17 protein-coding genes are annotated in these 17165 nt (G+C 43.3%); 15 read left to right on the top strand and 2 right to left on the bottom strand.

All coding sequences use genetic code 11. The features are described 5' to 3' along the window. The first annotated feature begins 2 nt into the window (after nucleotides 1-2). The 12 genes from AS034_RS03475 to AS034_RS03420 all read left to right on the top strand — a co-directional run bounded on the left by AS034_RS03475 (nucleotide 3) and on the right by AS034_RS03420 (nucleotide 11841). A complete protein-coding gene (locus AS034_RS03475; protein WP_058297558.1) occupies nucleotides 3-482 on the top strand; it encodes a RidA family protein in 480 nt (159 codons plus the stop codon). Beyond that, entirely contained in the window at nucleotides 479-1939 is a 1461-nt protein-coding gene (locus tag AS034_RS03470; RefSeq protein ID WP_058297557.1) for an aldehyde dehydrogenase, read from the top strand. Before AS034_RS03475 ends, AS034_RS03470 begins: the two co-directional genes overlap by 4 nt. Nucleotides 1940-2001: 62 nt before the next feature. After that, nucleotides 2002-2790, top strand: coding sequence for a 2-keto-4-pentenoate hydratase (locus tag AS034_RS03465; protein WP_058297556.1), 789 nt, complete (start codon nucleotides 2002-2004; stop codon nucleotides 2788-2790). 3 nt (nucleotides 2791-2793) lie between these two features. Continuing rightward, the gene (locus AS034_RS03460; RefSeq protein WP_058297555.1) at nucleotides 2794-3684 is read left to right on the top strand and encodes an acetaldehyde dehydrogenase (acetylating); all 891 of its coding nucleotides are present in this window, start codon (nucleotides 2794-2796) and stop codon (nucleotides 3682-3684) included. Between the two features lie 9 nt (nucleotides 3685-3693). Then, complete coding sequence (dmpG, locus tag AS034_RS03455; protein WP_058297554.1) at nucleotides 3694-4722, top strand: 4-hydroxy-2-oxovalerate aldolase; 1029 nt, start codon at nucleotides 3694-3696, stop codon at nucleotides 4720-4722. Between the two features lie 3 nt (nucleotides 4723-4725). Then, nucleotides 4726-5523 carry a 2-keto-4-pentenoate hydratase gene (locus AS034_RS03450; RefSeq protein ID WP_058297553.1) on the top strand — a complete coding sequence of 266 codons (798 nt, stop codon included), beginning with the start codon at nucleotides 4726-4728 and terminating at the stop codon, nucleotides 5521-5523. Nucleotides 5524-5706: 183 nt separating this feature from the next. Beyond that, nucleotides 5707-6720 carry a TRAP transporter substrate-binding protein gene (locus tag AS034_RS03445; protein ID WP_058297552.1) on the top strand — a complete coding sequence of 338 codons (1014 nt, stop codon included), beginning with the start codon at nucleotides 5707-5709 and terminating at the stop codon, nucleotides 6718-6720. An 18-nt stretch (nucleotides 6721-6738) separates the two neighbouring features. Further along, a complete protein-coding gene (locus tag AS034_RS03440) occupies nucleotides 6739-7269 on the top strand; it encodes a TRAP transporter small permease (RefSeq protein ID WP_082641619.1) in 531 nt (176 codons plus the stop codon). Beyond that, complete coding sequence (locus AS034_RS03435; protein WP_058297551.1) at nucleotides 7266-8546, top strand: TRAP transporter large permease; 1281 nt, start codon at nucleotides 7266-7268, stop codon at nucleotides 8544-8546. The genes AS034_RS03440 and AS034_RS03435 overlap by 4 nt, the downstream gene beginning before the upstream one ends. Before the next feature lie 59 nt (nucleotides 8547-8605). Further along, nucleotides 8606-8788 carry a tautomerase family protein gene (locus tag AS034_RS03430; protein ID WP_058297550.1) on the top strand — a complete coding sequence of 61 codons (183 nt, stop codon included), beginning with the start codon at nucleotides 8606-8608 and terminating at the stop codon, nucleotides 8786-8788. Between the two features lie 302 nt (nucleotides 8789-9090). Further along, nucleotides 9091-10380, top strand: a complete 1290-nt coding sequence (locus AS034_RS03425; protein WP_058297549.1) for an NCS2 family permease — start codon at nucleotides 9091-9093, stop codon at nucleotides 10378-10380. Between the two features lie 219 nt (nucleotides 10381-10599). Then, nucleotides 10600-11841 carry an EAL and HDOD domain-containing protein gene (locus AS034_RS03420; RefSeq protein ID WP_058297548.1) on the top strand — a complete coding sequence of 414 codons (1242 nt, stop codon included), beginning with the start codon at nucleotides 10600-10602 and terminating at the stop codon, nucleotides 11839-11841. A 4-nt stretch (nucleotides 11842-11845) separates the two neighbouring features. Here AS034_RS03420 and AS034_RS03415 read toward each other — a convergent pair whose 3' ends face one another. Further along, a complete protein-coding gene (locus AS034_RS03415; RefSeq protein ID WP_032088051.1) occupies nucleotides 11846-12139 on the bottom strand; it encodes a hypothetical protein in 294 nt (97 codons plus the stop codon). 234 nt (nucleotides 12140-12373) lie between these two features. Here AS034_RS03415 and dapF point away from each other — a divergent pair, with 234 nt between their 5' ends. Further along, on the top strand, nucleotides 12374-13369 hold the full coding sequence (gene dapF / locus AS034_RS03410) for a diaminopimelate epimerase (protein ID WP_058297547.1): 996 nt from the start codon (nucleotides 12374-12376) through the stop codon (nucleotides 13367-13369). A gap of 30 nt (nucleotides 13370-13399) precedes the next feature. On the opposite strand, the gene AS034_RS03405 is transcribed toward dapF, so the two are convergent. Beyond that, nucleotides 13400-15238, bottom strand: coding sequence for a DNA ligase D (locus AS034_RS03405; protein ID WP_058297546.1), 1839 nt, complete (start codon nucleotides 15236-15238; stop codon nucleotides 13400-13402). A gap of 140 nt (nucleotides 15239-15378) precedes the next feature. Here AS034_RS03405 and ku point away from each other — a divergent pair, with 140 nt between their 5' ends. Both ku and AS034_RS03395 read left to right on the top strand, forming a co-directional pair. Beyond that, entirely contained in the window at nucleotides 15379-16242 is an 864-nt protein-coding gene (ku, locus tag AS034_RS03400) for a non-homologous end joining protein Ku (RefSeq protein ID WP_058297545.1), read from the top strand. 28 nt (nucleotides 16243-16270) lie between these two features. After that, nucleotides 16271-16939 carry a phosphatase PAP2 family protein gene (locus AS034_RS03395; protein WP_058297544.1) on the top strand — a complete coding sequence of 223 codons (669 nt, stop codon included), beginning with the start codon at nucleotides 16271-16273 and terminating at the stop codon, nucleotides 16937-16939. The last annotated feature ends 226 nt before the right edge of the window (nucleotides 16940-17165 follow it).

The following is a 17165-nucleotide window of genomic DNA, read 5'->3' as shown; positions in this document are numbered from 1 at the left end:
TTATGAAACAAGTACAGGTGTCACCAGAAGCACGTTTGAAGGAATTGGGTCTGAACTTGCCTGATCCACGTCATGCTGCAGGGAATTATGTGAGCTGTGTGAGGACGGGTAATCTGATTTTTACATCCGGACAGGGTACGAATGAATTCCGAGGACGGCTGGGAGAGGATGTTTCGATTGAGATTGGGTACAATGCAGCCAAGCAGTGCATGTTGAACTTATTGACCGTTTTGAAGCAGGAGCTTGGTGAGTTGAGCAAAGTGAAGAGAGTTGTAAAAGTACTTGGGTTCGTGAATAGCGCCCCTGACTTTACCGATCAGCCGAATGTGATGAATGGTGCATCGGACCTGCTCGTCCAGGTATTTGGCGAGCGCGGGAAGCATGGCCGTTCCGCTGTAGGTATGGCACAGCTGCCGCTTAACAATGCAGTAGAGGTTGAAATGGTAGTTGAAGTAGAGGAAGAGGAGGCTGATTTAGGATGAATCTGACTCAATCACTGAAAATAAAAGATGCCAGACTGTTTATTAATGGTGAATATCGTGATGCGTTGACAAGTGAAACATTTGATACATTCGATCCGTCGACAAATAAAAAACTGGCCACTGTTGCAATGGCTGGTGTTGAGGATGCAAAACACGCAATCGATGCAGCGCAAAAAACGTTTGAAAGCGGTGTTTGGAGCGAGCTGCCGGTTGCCGAAAGATCTAAAATTTTGTGCAGAATGTCTGATCTGATCATGGAAAAAGTGGATGAATTAGCGCTCGTCGAAACCCTTGATGTCGGTAAGCCGATCAAGGAAAGCCGAGGGTTTGATATTCCGCGGGCGGCTGCGAATTTGCGCTTCTTCGCAGAGATGGCTAACTATGTAAATCATGAGCATTATGATCAGGCAAGATACATGTCTTATTCAAAATATGCTCCTGCCGGGGTGACAAGCTTGATCATACCATGGAACCTGCCATTCATGCAGATGACATGGAAGGCATCGGCGGCAATGGCTGCAGGCAATACAGTGGTGGTTAAGCCGGCATCATATACTCCATTGAGCGCTGTGATGCTTGGCGATATTGCCAATGAGGCGGGATTGCCGCCGGGGGTGTTGAACATTATCACTGGACCTGGAAGTACAGTCGGAACGGAGATGACCAGAAATCCTTCCGTCAGGCGAATTTCGTTTGTAGGCGACAGTACGACTGGCCGAACGGTGATGCAGAATGCTGCATCACAGCTGATTCCGGTTTCTTTGGAGCTTGGAGGGAAGTCTGCGAATATTGTGTTTGAGGATGCTGATCTGGATGAAGCGGTTACTGGCTCGGTTGAAGCGATATTCAGAAATCAAGGTGAGATTTGTTTGGCTGGTTCGCGCTTGCTTGTGCAGGAAAGCATTTACGATAAATTTTTAGAAAAGTTCGTTAAATCTGCACGTTCTATTAAGGTCGGTAATCCTCTGGATGAAAATACAGATATGGGGGCTCTCGTTTCGAAAGCCCATCTCGATAGTGTTGATGAATATGTTCAAATCGGGGTGAAAGAAGGAGCGAAACTTGCGACTGGTGGAAAGCGTGTCAGAGGCCTGGGAGAAGGTAATTTTTATGAACCTACTGTTCTATATGATGTAGACAATAAGATGCGCGTGGCCCAGGAAGAGATTTTTGGTCCTGTGCTGACTGTAATTCCTTTTAAAACGGAGGATGATGCGGTTCGAATCGCAAATGATTCAATGTATGGACTGGCGGGTGTTGTCTGGACAAATGATCTTCGCAGGGCACATCGTGTAGCAGCTAATGTGAATACAGGTCTATTATGGATAAACTGCTGGTATTATAGAGACCTCCGTACACCGTTCGGCGGATCGAAAGCGAGCGGTATTGGACGTGAAGGAGGCAGACACAGTTTCGAGTTTTATACTGAAGCGAAGACAATTACGATGAAGCTATAACGATTAAACGTTTCAATCCTATAAATACATCTATTTAAATTGTAAAAAAGGCTGGTGATTACATGGATGCAACAGTTGGAAATATTGCTGCAACCCTTTTAAATGCGGAAAAAAGCAAAATAGCCGTCCCTCCCATAACCTCACAATTCACAGATATCAGTGTAACAGATGCCTACAACGTCCAGCTCGAAATTGTAAAGACAAAGCTTAAAGAAGGGCGTGCAATCATAGGCAAGAAGGTCGGGTTAACGAGTGTGGCGATGCAAAAGATGCTTGGAGTTGAAGAGCCTGATTATGGTCATTTACTTGATGACATGAAGGTGGAAAATGGCGGAGCTGTCATGATGTCAAATTTCTTAAGTCCAAAAATCGAGGCGGAAATCGGCTTCGTATTAGCCGATGACTTAAATGGACCGAATGTCACTTTCCTGGATGTACTTATGGCTACGAAATATGTGGTACCAACCCTCGAAATTATTGACAGCCGGATAGCAGATTGGAAGATTGGTCTGGTAGATACTGTGGCTGATAATGGGTCTTCCGCAAAGGTTGTAGTTGGAGAACAGGTGACAGACATTAATGGATTAGACCTCCGCAGTGTTGGAATGATTTTATCCAAAAATGGTGAGATGATCGCAACAGGTTCCGGAGCTGCTGCTCTTGGCCATCCGGCCCATGCGATTGCCTGGCTGGCAAATAAGCTTCATGAGTTCGGGATTCCACTTAGGGCTGGGGAACTGATTTTGCCTGGAGCATTATCTGCTGCCGTAAGTGTATCTGAAGGAGATACAATAACAGCACAGTTCGGACCGTTGGGATCTGTATCAGTTACGTTTGAGCAGGGGGTATAAAAGTTGGAGAAAATCAAAGCAGCCATCATTGGGTCCGGAAATATCGGAACAGATTTGATGTATAAGCTTGAGCGAAGTAAGTTCATTGAGTTAAAGGCGATGATTGGGATTGACTCAGAGTCAGATGGATTGAAACGCGCGAAGGAACGAGGATATCTTGCCTTCGATAATGGCATCCAGGCGTTGAAGGAACATCCTGAAGTCGCAGACATTGTATTTGATGCGACCTCCGCAAAAACACATGTAAGGCATGCCAAGATTCTCGCTGAGTTGGGAAAGTTGGCCATTGACCTGACGCCGGCAGCCCGGGGGCCATTCGTTTCACCAGCAGTAAAAACAGGGGATTACCTTAGCGAGAAAAATGTCAACATGATAACCTGCGGAGGGCAGGCGACAATTCCAATCGTCCATGCAATCAACTCCGTAGCTGATGTTAGTTATGCGGAAATTGTAGCAACCATTTCGTCCAAAAGTGCAGGACCTGGGACACGTGCAAACATTGATGAATTCACAATTACAACTCGCCGGGGCATTGAAGATGTGGGAGGTGCTGACAATGGGAAGGCACTGATTATTCTGAATCCCGCAGACCCTCCGATTTTGATGAGGGACACGATTTATTGTGAAGTGAAAAATATGGACGAAGGTGCGATAACGAAATCGATAGAGCAGATGGTAGATAAGGTGAAGCAATACGTTCCGGGATATCGTCTTAAGCAGGACCCTTTGTTTGATGGAAAGAAAGTTACTGTATTCATTGAGGTGGAGGGAGCGGGAGACTATTTCCCGGTTTATGCAGGAAATCTTGATATCATGACTGCTGCTGCGACCCGGGTTGCAGAGGATTTTGCAATTCAAATGCTTGAAAAGCAGAGTGTCAAATCGAAAGGCTAGGTGAATTTTTTGAATCGCAAAAGTGATAAGCCTATTAAAGTTACCGAAGTTTGTCTGCGTGACGGCAGTCATGTCATGCAGCATCAATTTACTGAAGAGCAGGTTCGGCGCGTCACACGTGAGCTTGATGAAGCAGGGATGCATTATATCGAAGTCAGCCATGGCGATGGTTTAGGCGGATCCACCCTGCAGTATGGAAAGTCTCTCGTTGATGAAATGAAACTGATTGAAGCAGCTGTTGATGAATGTAAAGACTCAAAGGTGGCTGTGCTTCTTATACCTGGAATCGGTACGGTACACGAGCTCAAGAAGGCTCATCAGGCAGGAGCGAGTCTGGTAAGGATAGCAACGCATGTTACTGAAGCAGATGTTTCTGCTCAACATATCACCATGGCGCGGGACCTTGGTATGGAAGCACTTGGATTTCTGATGATGGCACATATGGCCCCGACAGAAAAATTGGTTGAGCAGGCGAAACTGATGGAAAGCTATGGCGCCCAAGCAGTATATGTGACTGATTCCGCAGGTGCTCTCTTGCCCCATGAAGTAAAAGAAAGAATTGCCGCTCTGAGAGACTCCTTGTCTATTGAAGTGGGTTTCCATGCTCATAATAATCTTTCATTGGCAGTTTCCAATACACTGGCTGCTATTGAAGAGGGGGCGACGAGGATTGATGGAAGCATTCGCTGTCTGGGTGCCGGTGCAGGGAACGCACAAACCGAAGTTCTATTATCCGTGTTGGATCGTATGGGATTAGACCTGGGTATCGATATTTATAAGATGATGGACTTGGCTGAAAATACAGTAGGCCCACTAATTCCAAAACCACAGGAAATTAATAGAGGGAGCCTGGTCCTTGGATATGCGGGTGTGTATTCCAGTTTCCTGCTGCATGCTGAACGTGCCGGTCAGAGATTCGGTATTGATTCTAGAGATATATTAATAGAGTTGGGCAAACGGAAAGTGGTTGGCGGCCAGGAGGATATGATCCTTGATGTTGCTGCTGAATTGGCAAAAACCAAGAAATTGGAGGTGTAATAAATGGCAATTACAAAAGGTGTCGACCTTGAAATCGTAGAATACTTATATTCCGCAGAAAGAGAACGCCGTGAAGTTGTAAAAGTAACCGACCGTTACCCGGAACTGAGTTTTGAGGAAGCATATTCGATCCAGGAAAAATTGATTGAAAGACGTCAGAGGGACGGAGCTCGGAAAATTGGTCTAAAGCTTGGTTTAACGAGTAAAGCGAAGCAGCAAATGATGGGGGTTCATGAAGCAATATATGGACATCTGACGGATGATATGCTCGGGTTAGAGTGGGAACCCCTTGATTTTTCAGCTTTTATCCATCCAAAAGCAGAGCCAGAAGTTGCTTTTTTTATCGAAAAAGATCTAGAAGGAACAAATGTAACGGCCGAGGATGTACTGCGAGTGACAAAATTTGTAGCTCCAGCAATCGAAATTATCGACAGCCGCTATTTAAACTTCAAATTCACTCTGGCTGATGTTATTGCAGATAACTGCTCTTCCTCAAAATTCCTCATCGGAAGCAAGTGGATGTCGCCAAAGGATTTAGACTTGGGACAGCTTGGAATGGTGATGTCGAAAAACGGCCAGGTTGTTCAAACGGGGTCGAGTGCAGCGGTACTCGGGCATCCGGCAACTTCTGTTGCGTGGGCGGTCAATAAGCTTGGGGAAGCTGGAAAAGGCATTAAAAAGGGAGAAGTAATATTGAGTGGAGCAGTGTCAGAAGCAATCAGTTTCGAACCAAATGACACAGTTATTGTACAATTCGCGGAGCTTGGCAGTGTATCTTTCACATGCGATTCAAGCACATAGTATGTGACTAATAAGTGCCTTCTTGTAAAACTGAATATTCTAAATTTATAGATAAATAATCACATTCAACGTTAACTACTTTACACTTTTGCTAGGTAAAAGTAATTATAATCACAGATAGAGGCGGTTTAGGCATTAATATGATAACGCTTTCAAAAAATGGGATAAAAAGGGGTGCGGGAAATGATTCATTTAAGGAAATCAGGGCTGACAATTTTAATTTTATTACTCTTGTTAACAACTGTAGCATGCAGTAACAACACGGAAGCAGAGCCCGCTTCAGGATCTGAAAAGAAATATACATTCAAGCTGGCGCACATTACCCCAACAGATCATATGTGGCACAAGGCCGCAGAAAAATTCAAAGAAGAACTGGACAAGCGTTCTGAAGGAAGAATGAAAGTTGAAATTTATCCTGCAAGCCAACTGGGAACAGAAGCTGATATGGTTCAGCAAATTTCTGCAGGCTCTGTAGACTTTGGCTTTATAACTGCGGCATATATGAGTTCACGGGCTCCCGCTTTTACAGCCTGGTTTGCCCCATATGCTTTCAAAGATTTGGAAGCTGCGAATGCTTCACGTGATACGGAAATTGCTAAGAAAATCCTTGCCACATTGGATGACCAGGGCATTAAAGGGTTGGATTATTTGTTTGCAGGTAACCGCGTTATGCTTTTCAAGGATAAGGAAGTCAAGAAGCCGGAAGACATGAAGGGACTTTCCTTCCGCGTAACTCCAAGCCCTCCGCTCCAGGATTTTTACAAATCACTTGGCGCTTCACCTGAATCGCTGCCGCTTCCTGAGGTATATGCAGCAATCCAAACCGGTGTAATTGATGGTATGGATATGGATCTAGACGCGACCATCACCAATAAATATCATGAAGTTGCTAAATATGGTGCTGTGACGAATCACATGGTGTGGCCGGCAGTGGCTATGATGAATAAAGAAAAATATGAAAAAATGTCTGATAATGACAAAAAGATTATAGATGAGTCCATTAAAGCTGCTGCAGAATATGCAGTAAAAACACGTTCCTCACAAGAGGAAGAATTTAAGAAGACGCTCAGTGATGAAGGAATGAAAATCTATGAAATCGACCAAAAGCTATTCGAGCCTTATATCAAGGAGTTTGATGAAAAGTATGGGCCAACTGACCCGTTGATCCAGGAGTTCATAGATACTTTCCGAAAATAACCTAGTGGAGGGAAATAAGTGAAATACGTTAGTAATATAGTAGCCAGTTTCGAAAAGAAACTGGCTATTATCCTAATGTTCGCCATGGCTGTCATTGTTGCCGCTGCAGTACTTTTTAGATACGTATTTAAAGAGCCCCTGTTCTGGGCAGGGGAAGTATCTGTATTTCTATTGATTTACATAACATTCATAGGCGGGAGCCTCGGGCTTAAATATAAGACACAGGCATCCATGACGCTTATTACGGATTATCTTCCGGAAAAGGTGAATAAATGGGTGGCGATTTTGGCACATATATTTATGCTCCTATTCATGTCCATTCTATTATTCTATTGTTTCTCATGGATTACTTCACCTTCAGTTGCAATTCAAAAATCGAGCGCAATCTTGATGCCCATGTGGATTCCTTATGCGATTCTGCCAGTTGGACTGCTATGTGCATCAATCCATCTAATCAGTAATATGATAGACATTACAAATAATCAACGGTTTGATAGTGAAATGATGAATAACCTCCACGCTGCAGCAAAGGAGAGTGAAGAAAAATGATAGCACTTGTCATATTGGCATTTGTCGTCTTTTTATTGATGGGGATTCCAATATCATTGGTACTGGGTATGACGACAATTGTATATTTTCTGGTTACCGGCAACACAATGCTGCTCGAGTCAACACCACAAAGGTTGTACTCAGGTATGGAGAATTTTGGGCTGCTTGCAATTCCATTGTTCATGTTGACAGGAGAGCTGATGAATAGCGGTGGTATCACTAACAGGCTTGTTGTCTTCGCAAGAAAGCTTGTCGGGCATGTTAGAGGAGGACTTGCTTATGTTACGGTAATCTCCAATATGTTCCTGGCTTCAATTCTGGGATCGGCAAATGCCCAGGCGGCGATGATGAGCAAGGTCATGGTCCCCGAGATGGAAAAAGAAGGTTACAATCGTGAGTTCTCATCTGCTTTAACGCTGGCTTCCTCAATTGTAGCGCCGATCATTCCGCCTAGTATGATTTTTATCATTTATGGAACCTTGTCTGGTACGTCAATTGGCGGTCTTTTTATGGCTGGTATTATCCCTGGAACAATTTTTGGGATAGGATTTGTGGCATTGATTGCGTATTTAGGTTATAAAAATAACTTCCCTAGGAGTGAAAGAGCAAGTTTTGCAGTCATCTGGTCTTCATTTGTAAAAGTGCTGCCCGCCCTTCTGGTTCCTTTTGTCATTACTGTCGGTATCCTTAGCGGAGCGTTTACCGCTACAGAGTCTGCGGCAGTAGCAAGTGTGATTGCGTTTGGGGTAGGGAAGTTTTTTTATAGAGAGTTGAAGTGGAGAAGTTTCCCCGGAATTTTAGTGAATACGGTTATCGGTACTGCTACGGTTACATTCTTGATTGCAATGGCAAACTTGTTTGGCTGGCTGATTGCCTTTGAACAGATTCCACAGATGATTGCAAATTCAATGCTTTCTATATCTGATAACCCGTTTGTATTTCTCTTGTTGGTCAATATCTTTCTTTTAGTAATTGGAACTCTTCTGGATGGGATTGCTGCGCTCATTATCCTGGTACCCGTTTTTATGCCGTTAGTTACGGCGTTTCAAATTGACCCTATCCATTTCGGGGTGATCATTTGTATTAACCTGACAATTGGCCTGCTGACACCTCCAGTTGGCACGGGGTTATTCATCGTATCTTCCATTGCTGAAGTGAAATTTGAACGATTAATAAGAGCAGTAATGCCAATGCTTTTATTGGGAATTGCCATGCTCTTAATAGTTACTTATTGGGAACAAACTACATTATTTATTCCAAGATTATTAGGATTTTAAAAGCAGTGGATGGCACCTGCCCGGTGACATCCACTGCATTTATCGAAAGGTGATGTCCTATGCCTATTATCCACATAGAGATACTTGAGGGGCGGAGTGATGAGAAAGTTAGGGAGTTAATTAATGGGATTACAAAAATCACTGTTCAAACACTTAATGTAAAACCTGATCAGGTCAGGGTTATCATACACCCAATTCCTCGAAGATATTGGGGTGTTGGGGGGATTACAAAGGAGGAATAAATTTATCAACCCAGTAAGGTGTCCACTGCGATCTTTCGTGAGAAAAATATTAAGGCAGTTTAACCAGGGAAACCCGAACAATTATTTGGTTCTTTAAGTAGAACTTAAATTTGTTCGGGTTTTAATTTGAAGGGAGGTAAAAAATATTTTTTATAGCAGCTATATATCTCAATTCTCTTGATATCATCAAAGAATAAAGTATTTATTGGCAAACCCCCGCCTTTTTGCTACAATAATATCTTGTGGCTCACCCTTTTGGGGATTGAGCGGGTAGGGAGAGGGCAGTTTTATAGGAAGATTATATGAAGGAACGTAAAGGTATTTTTCAGTTAAAGGATCATGGTACCTCGTTCAAGCAGGAGATAATGGCTGGTGCAATCGGTTATTTTACGATTGTGTACATTATCGCAGTAAATGCACTCATTCTTTCTGAAGCTGGAATTCCATTCGAAGGGGCAGTCATGGCGACCATACTGGCTTCCTTTGTCGGGTGTGTGGTCATGGCCTTCTGGGCGAATGCGCCAATTCTTCTGGTTCCGGGAATGGGCATCAATGCGATGTTTACATTTACGCTGGTGAAATCTTCTGGTTTGATGTGGCAGGAAGCTTTAGCTGTCGTTGTTGTTTCCGGGATACTCTTCATGATTATTGCGTTTACAAAGCTTTCAAAAGTATTATCGGAAGCCATCCCAAAAACATTGAAAGAGGCCATCACGGTCGGTCTCGGAATGTTTTTAATGTTTATCGGCCTTGAAAAAGGCGGTCTGATCCAAAGAGGGGACTCAGCCCTCATCACGATCGGTGACTTTGGGGAACTTAAGGTGTTAGCTACCGTGCTCACCTTTCTGGTTACGATTTTCCTTTTCATCCGCAACGTAAAAGGACAATTTTTATGGAGTATCGCTTTTGGTACATTGCTTGGTTTCCTGTTTGGAATCGAGCCGTCCATATCCGGCAGCACATTTCACTGGAGTGAATACGGGCAGGTATTTGGACAGATTTCATTTGATTCGATCATGAAAATCCCGTTTTGGATTGCAGTGTTCTCAGTGACAATGGTTTTGGTATTTGAGAATATTGGTCTGATCCACGGTCATGTAGACATGATCGGCCAGCCTCAAAAGTATCCAAAAGCCTTCCAGGCAAATGCTTTTTCAGCATTCACATCGGGCTTCTTCGGAACGAGTCCGACCGTTTCCACTGTTGAAAGTGCAGCAGCTATGACAGCCGGGGGAAGGACAGGATTGACGTCTCTGACGACAGGGGTATTATTCCTTGGATCCGTTTTGTTCATTCCTTATTTAAAATGGATTCCGGACCATGCAATCGCTCCGATCCTCATTATCATCGGCGGATTGATGATCCAGAATATCCGTCATATGGATCTCAGGGATCTGACGGAAGCATTTCCGGCCATCTTCATCATTGCGATGATTCCTTTCACTTATAGCATTGCAGACGGAATAGCCATCGGATTCATTATGTATCCGATCTTAAAAATGGCTACCGGTAAAGCAAGGGAAGTATCCATCCCACTTTACATCATTGCCGGGTTATTCCTGATGAACTTCTTTGTTCATTCTATACATTGATAGATTACCAAAAAAAGAGACGGCATCCTGCCGTCTCTTTTTTTCCCGATAATACCGAAAGATACTCAATATGACAAAGGAACTGCAATAAACCCATAAATATACAAATGATGTAGACTTTCCACGATTTTCTTGATACTATGAAGAAAAAATATATCAAAATGACCATTTTTATTACATATATTGGTCCTGTATGGTTAAAGGGCAGGGGTGGAAAAAATGGAAGTGTTTGTGGCGAGGCAGCCTATTTTTGATGTGAATGAGGAAAAGGCAGCCTACGAGCTTCTATATAGACAAAGTCAAATGAATTTGTTTCCTGATATAGATGGGGATACAGCAACAGCCGATGTCATCATTAACAGTTTCCTGAACATAGGGATAGATTCATTGTCCTCAGGTAAACCATGTTTTATCAATTTCACTGAAAATCTATTGAATTTAAAAGTACCTACATATTTTAATCCAAGTCAGATTGTGGTGGAGATTCTGGAATCGGTAGAACCGAGCAGGAATGTAGTGGACATCTGTCTGGAACTTAAAAGACTGGGATACAAGATTGCATTGGATGATTTTATCTTTAATGAATCGAATCCTTATTGCAAGGCGCTTATGAAGGCAGCTGACTATGTAAAGGTCGATTTTCTTGCAACAACCGGGGAGATGAGAAGAAGGATTGAAGTGTTGTCTCCGCTTCTTGGTTATAAGCTGATCGCGGAAAAATTGGAAACCGAGCAGCAGTACCGGGAGGCAAGGGAAAGGGGATATCATTACTTCCAAGGGTACTTTTTCAGCAAACCGAAGGTCATCGCATCACATGATGTTCCGGTATATTTTCATTCCTACTATTCCATCATTCAGAGCCTGGAGATGGCAGAACCAAGCATTGATGTCATCAGCGGCCTGATCGAACAGGATCTCTCGCTTTCTTATAAACTGTTGAAATTGATCAATTCACCTGCTTACAGACCGAAGCATAAAATTCATTCTATACGGCAGGCGATTGTACTGCTTGGTTTGATGGAAATAAAACGGTGGATATATGTCCTGGCAGTCAGGGAACAGGCAACGCATAAGGAAAAGATGAAGAATGAGGTGATATCCTTATGCCTGATAAGGGCAAAGATGTGTGAGCTCACAGCAAAGAAGTTAACTGGAAAAGTCAATGCGTCAAGCTATTTTCTGACCGGGATGTTCTCCCTAATGGATGCCATCCTGTCTGTTCCGATGAAGAAGATCCTGGAGGATTTGCCATTGAACGATGAAATATGCGATGCATTGATAGGAAACTCCAATGAGTTGAAGGATATGCTTGAATTGGTCATTTCTGTCGAGAAGGCTGAATGGAAGGACCTTGATGGAAAAATGGCTGAGTTAAATCTGACACAGCAGGAAATTTCAGAAAGCTATCAGCAGGCATGCCATTGGGCAGAAGAGCTGCTTACACATGAACTTACCCATTAAGTACTCACCATACAGATTTATAAGTGCCCGGCTTCAGGAATTTCCTCTGCGGTTTGATATAACGCTTTAACTCCATAAGCAGGAGTCGCTGGATTTTTCTTGAGCTGACTTGCTTCGCGATGTCAGCAGGAAACGGGTATATGCCCATTGAATTAAATCTGACCCTGAAAAGGCCTTCATGAAGAAGGTCTTTTTTTTCGTTGAAGATCCTGCAGAAGGTAAGAACGTCGAGGGAGTCATACTCATCCCCGGCATCACTTACCTGCTTCACTTGAAATCTGAATTGTAATTCCTCCATGTCACTTACACCCCGCTCATAATCTTTCCGTTTCACATTTGAGCATTCAACTTAGTAAACTGATAAAGAATTGAACAGTGCGTTGCCAAATGTATTCGTTTGTGGCAAGCTTAGTATAAATTATTTTAAAAATCGCTGCCGGCTGTTGATTACAAAGGATTTCCCTTCGGATTCTGGACTTATCCAAATGATAATGAATAGTTTGGCAGATTGCAAGTAACGGGGGGCTTCGAGATGAAACTAAATGTACTTAAATGCCATGGTTCCGGGAATGACTTTTTATTGATTGATGAACTATCCAATCCCTGCACTTTTACAGAAGAGGAAAGACAGAACTTGGCATTGTCGTTATGTGACCGACAAAAAGGGATTGGTGCTGATGGGATCCTGTTCGTACTTGAGAGCAAGCGGTGCGATGCTGTCATGAGGGTCTTTAATGCAGACGGTTCCGAAGCTTCCATGTGCGGTAATGGACTGAGGTGCGTTGGAAGGTATGTGTGTGAATTAACAGGCAGGGATTCAATCGTCATTGAAACGATGAAGGCTGATTTGAAAGTTGCATCAGCACCCAGCATCTATGACGACATCCCCACTTATAATGTGGAAATTTCACCGGTTTATTTCGATCTGGATAAAGTACCGATGAATATGGAACATTCGCAAGTGATCGATCAAAAGATCCCTGAAATATCCGATCGCCTCCAATTTACGGTACTGGCTGTTCCGAACCCGCATCTAATCAGTATGGTGAAGGCAGGCAGTATCATATCAAATGAACAGAAACAGATTTCAGAAACGGTCAACGGTCCAAACAATCTGTTTCCGGACGGGGTGAATGTAAGTTTTGTTCACGAGATTGAAAAAGGGTCCATCTATGTCCGTACATTTGAAAGAGGGGTAGGTTTCACAAATGCGTGCGGTACAGCAATGTCCGCCTCAAGTCTGGTCACATGCCTGCTCGGCCTTAATGAACCTGGCGAAGAAATCGATGTTTTTAATAACGGCGGAAAGGTACGGGTGGTGGTGAATCGTAAAGATACCGGTGAGTACTTCATGGAATTAATCGGTAATGCCACCTATCTATTCGAAGCTGAACTCCAATTAACCTTATCGGAGCCGGAAAACTTCGAGATATTATCACAAACCGATCTTAATGAAGAAGCGGCCTATGGACTTCTCCAAGATCACGCCAAAAAAGTCGTCGATCGTAAGATATTTACAAATGCATAAAGAAGTGAGCCTGGACACATTTGTCCAGGCTTACTTTTTGGCGTTTCCATTCAGGAATGTGATCACATCATTAAAGGGCTGCTGAGCCTTGGCATGGTCGAACTCGCGGAAGGGACAGCCGAGCTTTGTTAACCGCTTTAACACTTCCTTCATGGTAAACTTCTCAGGAGTCAGCTCTTCATTTACTTCATGCCACCAGAGTGGTGCAGCCACCAGGGCTTTGTCGTTCCCTCTCAATGAGTAAGGAGCGATGATCGTTTTTCCTTCAGCATGCTGAATGTAATCCACGTACAGCCGGCCTTTCCTGTTCTTTTTTAACCTCTCGATTGTGAAATCATCAGGATAATTGGATACAAGGTAATGAGCAATGAATTCCGTGAAAACCCCAGTGTCTTTCCATGAATAACCCCGGGGCAGCGGAATATAGACCTGAAGGCCTTTGTTTCCTGAAGTTTTAACAAAGCTCCTTAAGTTCAGTCCCTCAAACAAATCTTTCATGACAAGGGCTGCCTTCACCGCGAGAGAAAACTCCGCCCTGCTTGGGGGATCTAAGTCAAAGACAATCTCATTGACATCTCCTTGCCCCGCTTTCTGAAAAGGGACGTGAAATTCCAGTGCCAGCTGGTTTCCAAGCCAAATAAGAGTCTCCAAGCCATTGCAGATGATATATTCAATCCCATCCTGTCCATAAGTCTCTACATATTCAGGAGCATATTCAGGGACATTTTTTTGATAAAAAGAGTCTCCATACATCCCATGGGGGTAGCGGATACACGTCAATGGCCGGTTATCCAGGAAAGGAAGCATGACAGCTGAAACCCGGCGAAGGTACCGGATAAAATCTAACTTGGTAACAGGAGGTTCTTCCCAAAGAGGCTTGTCCGGGTGCGTGATGTCTACGTTTTGGGGAAGGCTTGCTTCATCCAGTAAAAATCTTTCCATCGTACACTCTTCTGGCCGGGTTGAGAACATGAACTGTTTGAAATGCGGCTCCCTTAATTGATTTTCATGCCAATTCAGATAGAGAACCTCAACGCAGATAGACGGGTCGATATAATAATGACTGTCCTCTTTGAGCGAATGATTTGCTTTGATGATTTCTTTCAGCGTCCTTTTCTCATCGGGTGAAATACCAAAATGAAACAATCCGATTTTCTTAATTTCTTTTCCTTCAAATACGCCTATGTGAAAATAATCATTGGATACATCGACCGAAGTGATAAAACATAAGCATTTTTTCCAGTTTTTTATTTTCAGCCATGCCGGACTCCGTTTTCCTTCTTCCCAATTGCTGTCCACCAGTTTTGCAACTACCCCTTCACCTTCTTCTTTTACGACTCCCCCCCATACTTTATTCCACTCTTTATAAGAGGGAATCATCTGCAAGGCAGCCGGGTTTGCAGGATCTGGAATAATGGGGATGCCTTCAACTGTAAAAAGTTTCTTTAGCGCCTCTTTCCGTTCCTTATAGGGAGAATCCTGCCATCGTTCATTCCCGCTTCGCAATAGGTCGAACGCTAAGAATTTGACCGGTCTTGCGGCTGCTGCCTCTTTGACTTTTTGATTGTTCTTCATCCTTCCCCTGATCTGCAATTCAAAGAACTCACTGCAATACGCAGAACGCAGAATGGCCACCTCACCATCCAGAACGAGTGGGAGGGAAAGGGAAGCTGTTTGAAGCAAATCCGTTATGTATGCTTTTATTTCGGGGAAATGAGGCAGTAAATCTTTGTTGTTCCTGCTGGTGAGTGAAATGACGCCTGAAGCATCAATTTTTAAAATCCCTCTGAATCCATCATATTTTACTTCATAGTTCCATTTACCTTTGTTCGGAGCTTCAGTGGTGAGAGTCGGCAGCATCGGTCTCATTAGGCATCTCCTTGAATGTTTTTGTTTAGTGTTGCCGGTAAACCCGCAGATTATTTCCAGATGTTTTAGTGAATGAAGCACTGAAAGTAATTAAAAGATAAAGCTAACAGGATTTACTATATATAAAGGAGGGTATTGTAATGCATACAGTTTGGAAAGGTTCCATCAGTTTCGGGTTGGTGAACATCCCGATCAAATTGCATTCCGCAACCGAGGACCGGGATGTTAAACTCCGATCTCTTCATAAAGAATGCCACACACCCATCAAATATGAAAAAGTCTGCCCGGTCTGTGATAAGGAAATCGATAATAAAGACATTGTAAAAGGGTATGAGGTGACAAAAGGAAAATTTGTAGTATTGGAAGAGGACGAGCTGAATGCAATAAAAGAAGCAAATGACGAAAAGGCTGTTGAGATATTGGATTTTATTAAAATTGACGAAATCGATCCGATCTTCTATGACAGAAGTTATTTCGTTTCCCCTAATGACGGCGGGAAAAAGGCTTATTCACTTCTCAGGAAAGCATTGGTGACTTCAGGGAAAGTCGGGATTGCCAAAATTACGATGAGATCGAAAGAGCAGTTGTCCGTAGTAAGGGTTTATAATAATACACTTGTGATGGAAACGATTCATTATCCTGATGAAGTAAGACCCTCGAAAGACGTTCCGAATGTACCCGAGAACGATGACATTTCAGAAAAGGAATTGGAGACCGCAACCATGCTGATCGAACAACTGACTGCCGAGTTTCAGCCTGAAAACTACCACGATGAATACCGTGAAAGGCTTAGTCAGCTGATCGAATCGAAGCAGACAGGGGAAAAGGTTGTAACCGCCAAGGAGAAAGCTCCAAGAGAAAATGTGACAGATTTGATGGCAGCACTGCAGGCATCAATCGATTCAACGAAGCCGGATAAACAGGAAAAGAAAGAAAAGAAGAAGACAGAAAAAAAGAAACCCGCAAAAAAGAAAGCAACAACTACAAAGAAAAAAGCACAATAATTATCAGTAAAAGGGCAGGAGATATTAGGTGGAGGAAAGGCAGAAGAAAAAAGCAGTATTTTTTATCATTTCGTTGATCTGTTTAAGTATATTTACCTGGGGATTCGTTTCGATCCTGGAAGAGTGGAAGGAGAACGAAATTGCCGGTTTCGACAACGGTGTCTTCGATATCGTCCATTCTTTCATTTCACCAAAGCTGACGACATTGATGACATCCATCACGTTTTTAGGCGGGGTGAAATGGCTGAGCATATGTACAGTCGGTATTGTCATTGTCTTGTTATTCATGAAAAAATATCCTCTGGCTTTATTTGTAGCTTTGACTGTCGGCCTTGGAGCGGCTTTCAATTGGCTGCTGAAGTGGATATTCAAACGGGACCGGCCTGATATAGAAGCACTGATTGAGCAGGGAGGATACAGCTTTCCGAGCGGACATTCAATGGGATCGTTCATTTTTTACGGTGCCGCGGCATTTATGCTGTTCCGCGCCTTGGATAAACGCTTGTATAAATGGATCTGTGTAGTCTTCCTATCACTATTGATTATATCGATCGGACTGAGCAGGGTTTATCTCGGCGTGCACTATCCCAGTGACATCATCGCAGGATTTACAGCCGGGGGAGCCTGGCTCACACTTTGCATGTCCGTCTATATCTATTTCTACAAACGCAGTGATTGGAAGTATATAGATGAATGAAAAGAGGCTAGGACAAAAGTGATTTAGTCTAAGTAAAACCCGAACTAATTTGGCTGAGATAAGGCAAATTAGTTCGGGTTTTTAATTTTTTCATTGCTCATTTAGGGTTTAGCTCATTCAGCGGGTGATTGGAGTGCAAGACGAAGACTCCTGCGGGAAGAGTAGCTTATAAGAAAAGCGGAAGGGCTTTGCTCAGAGGCGTGTGGCATAAGACGAATCGGCCACG

The sequence above is a fragment of the [Bacillus] enclensis genome (genome assembly GCF_001456935.1).
Taxonomy (GTDB): domain Bacteria; phylum Bacillota; class Bacilli; order Bacillales; family Bacillaceae_B; genus Rossellomorea; species Rossellomorea enclensis.
This window is presented reverse-complemented; position numbering and strand designations above follow the sequence as displayed.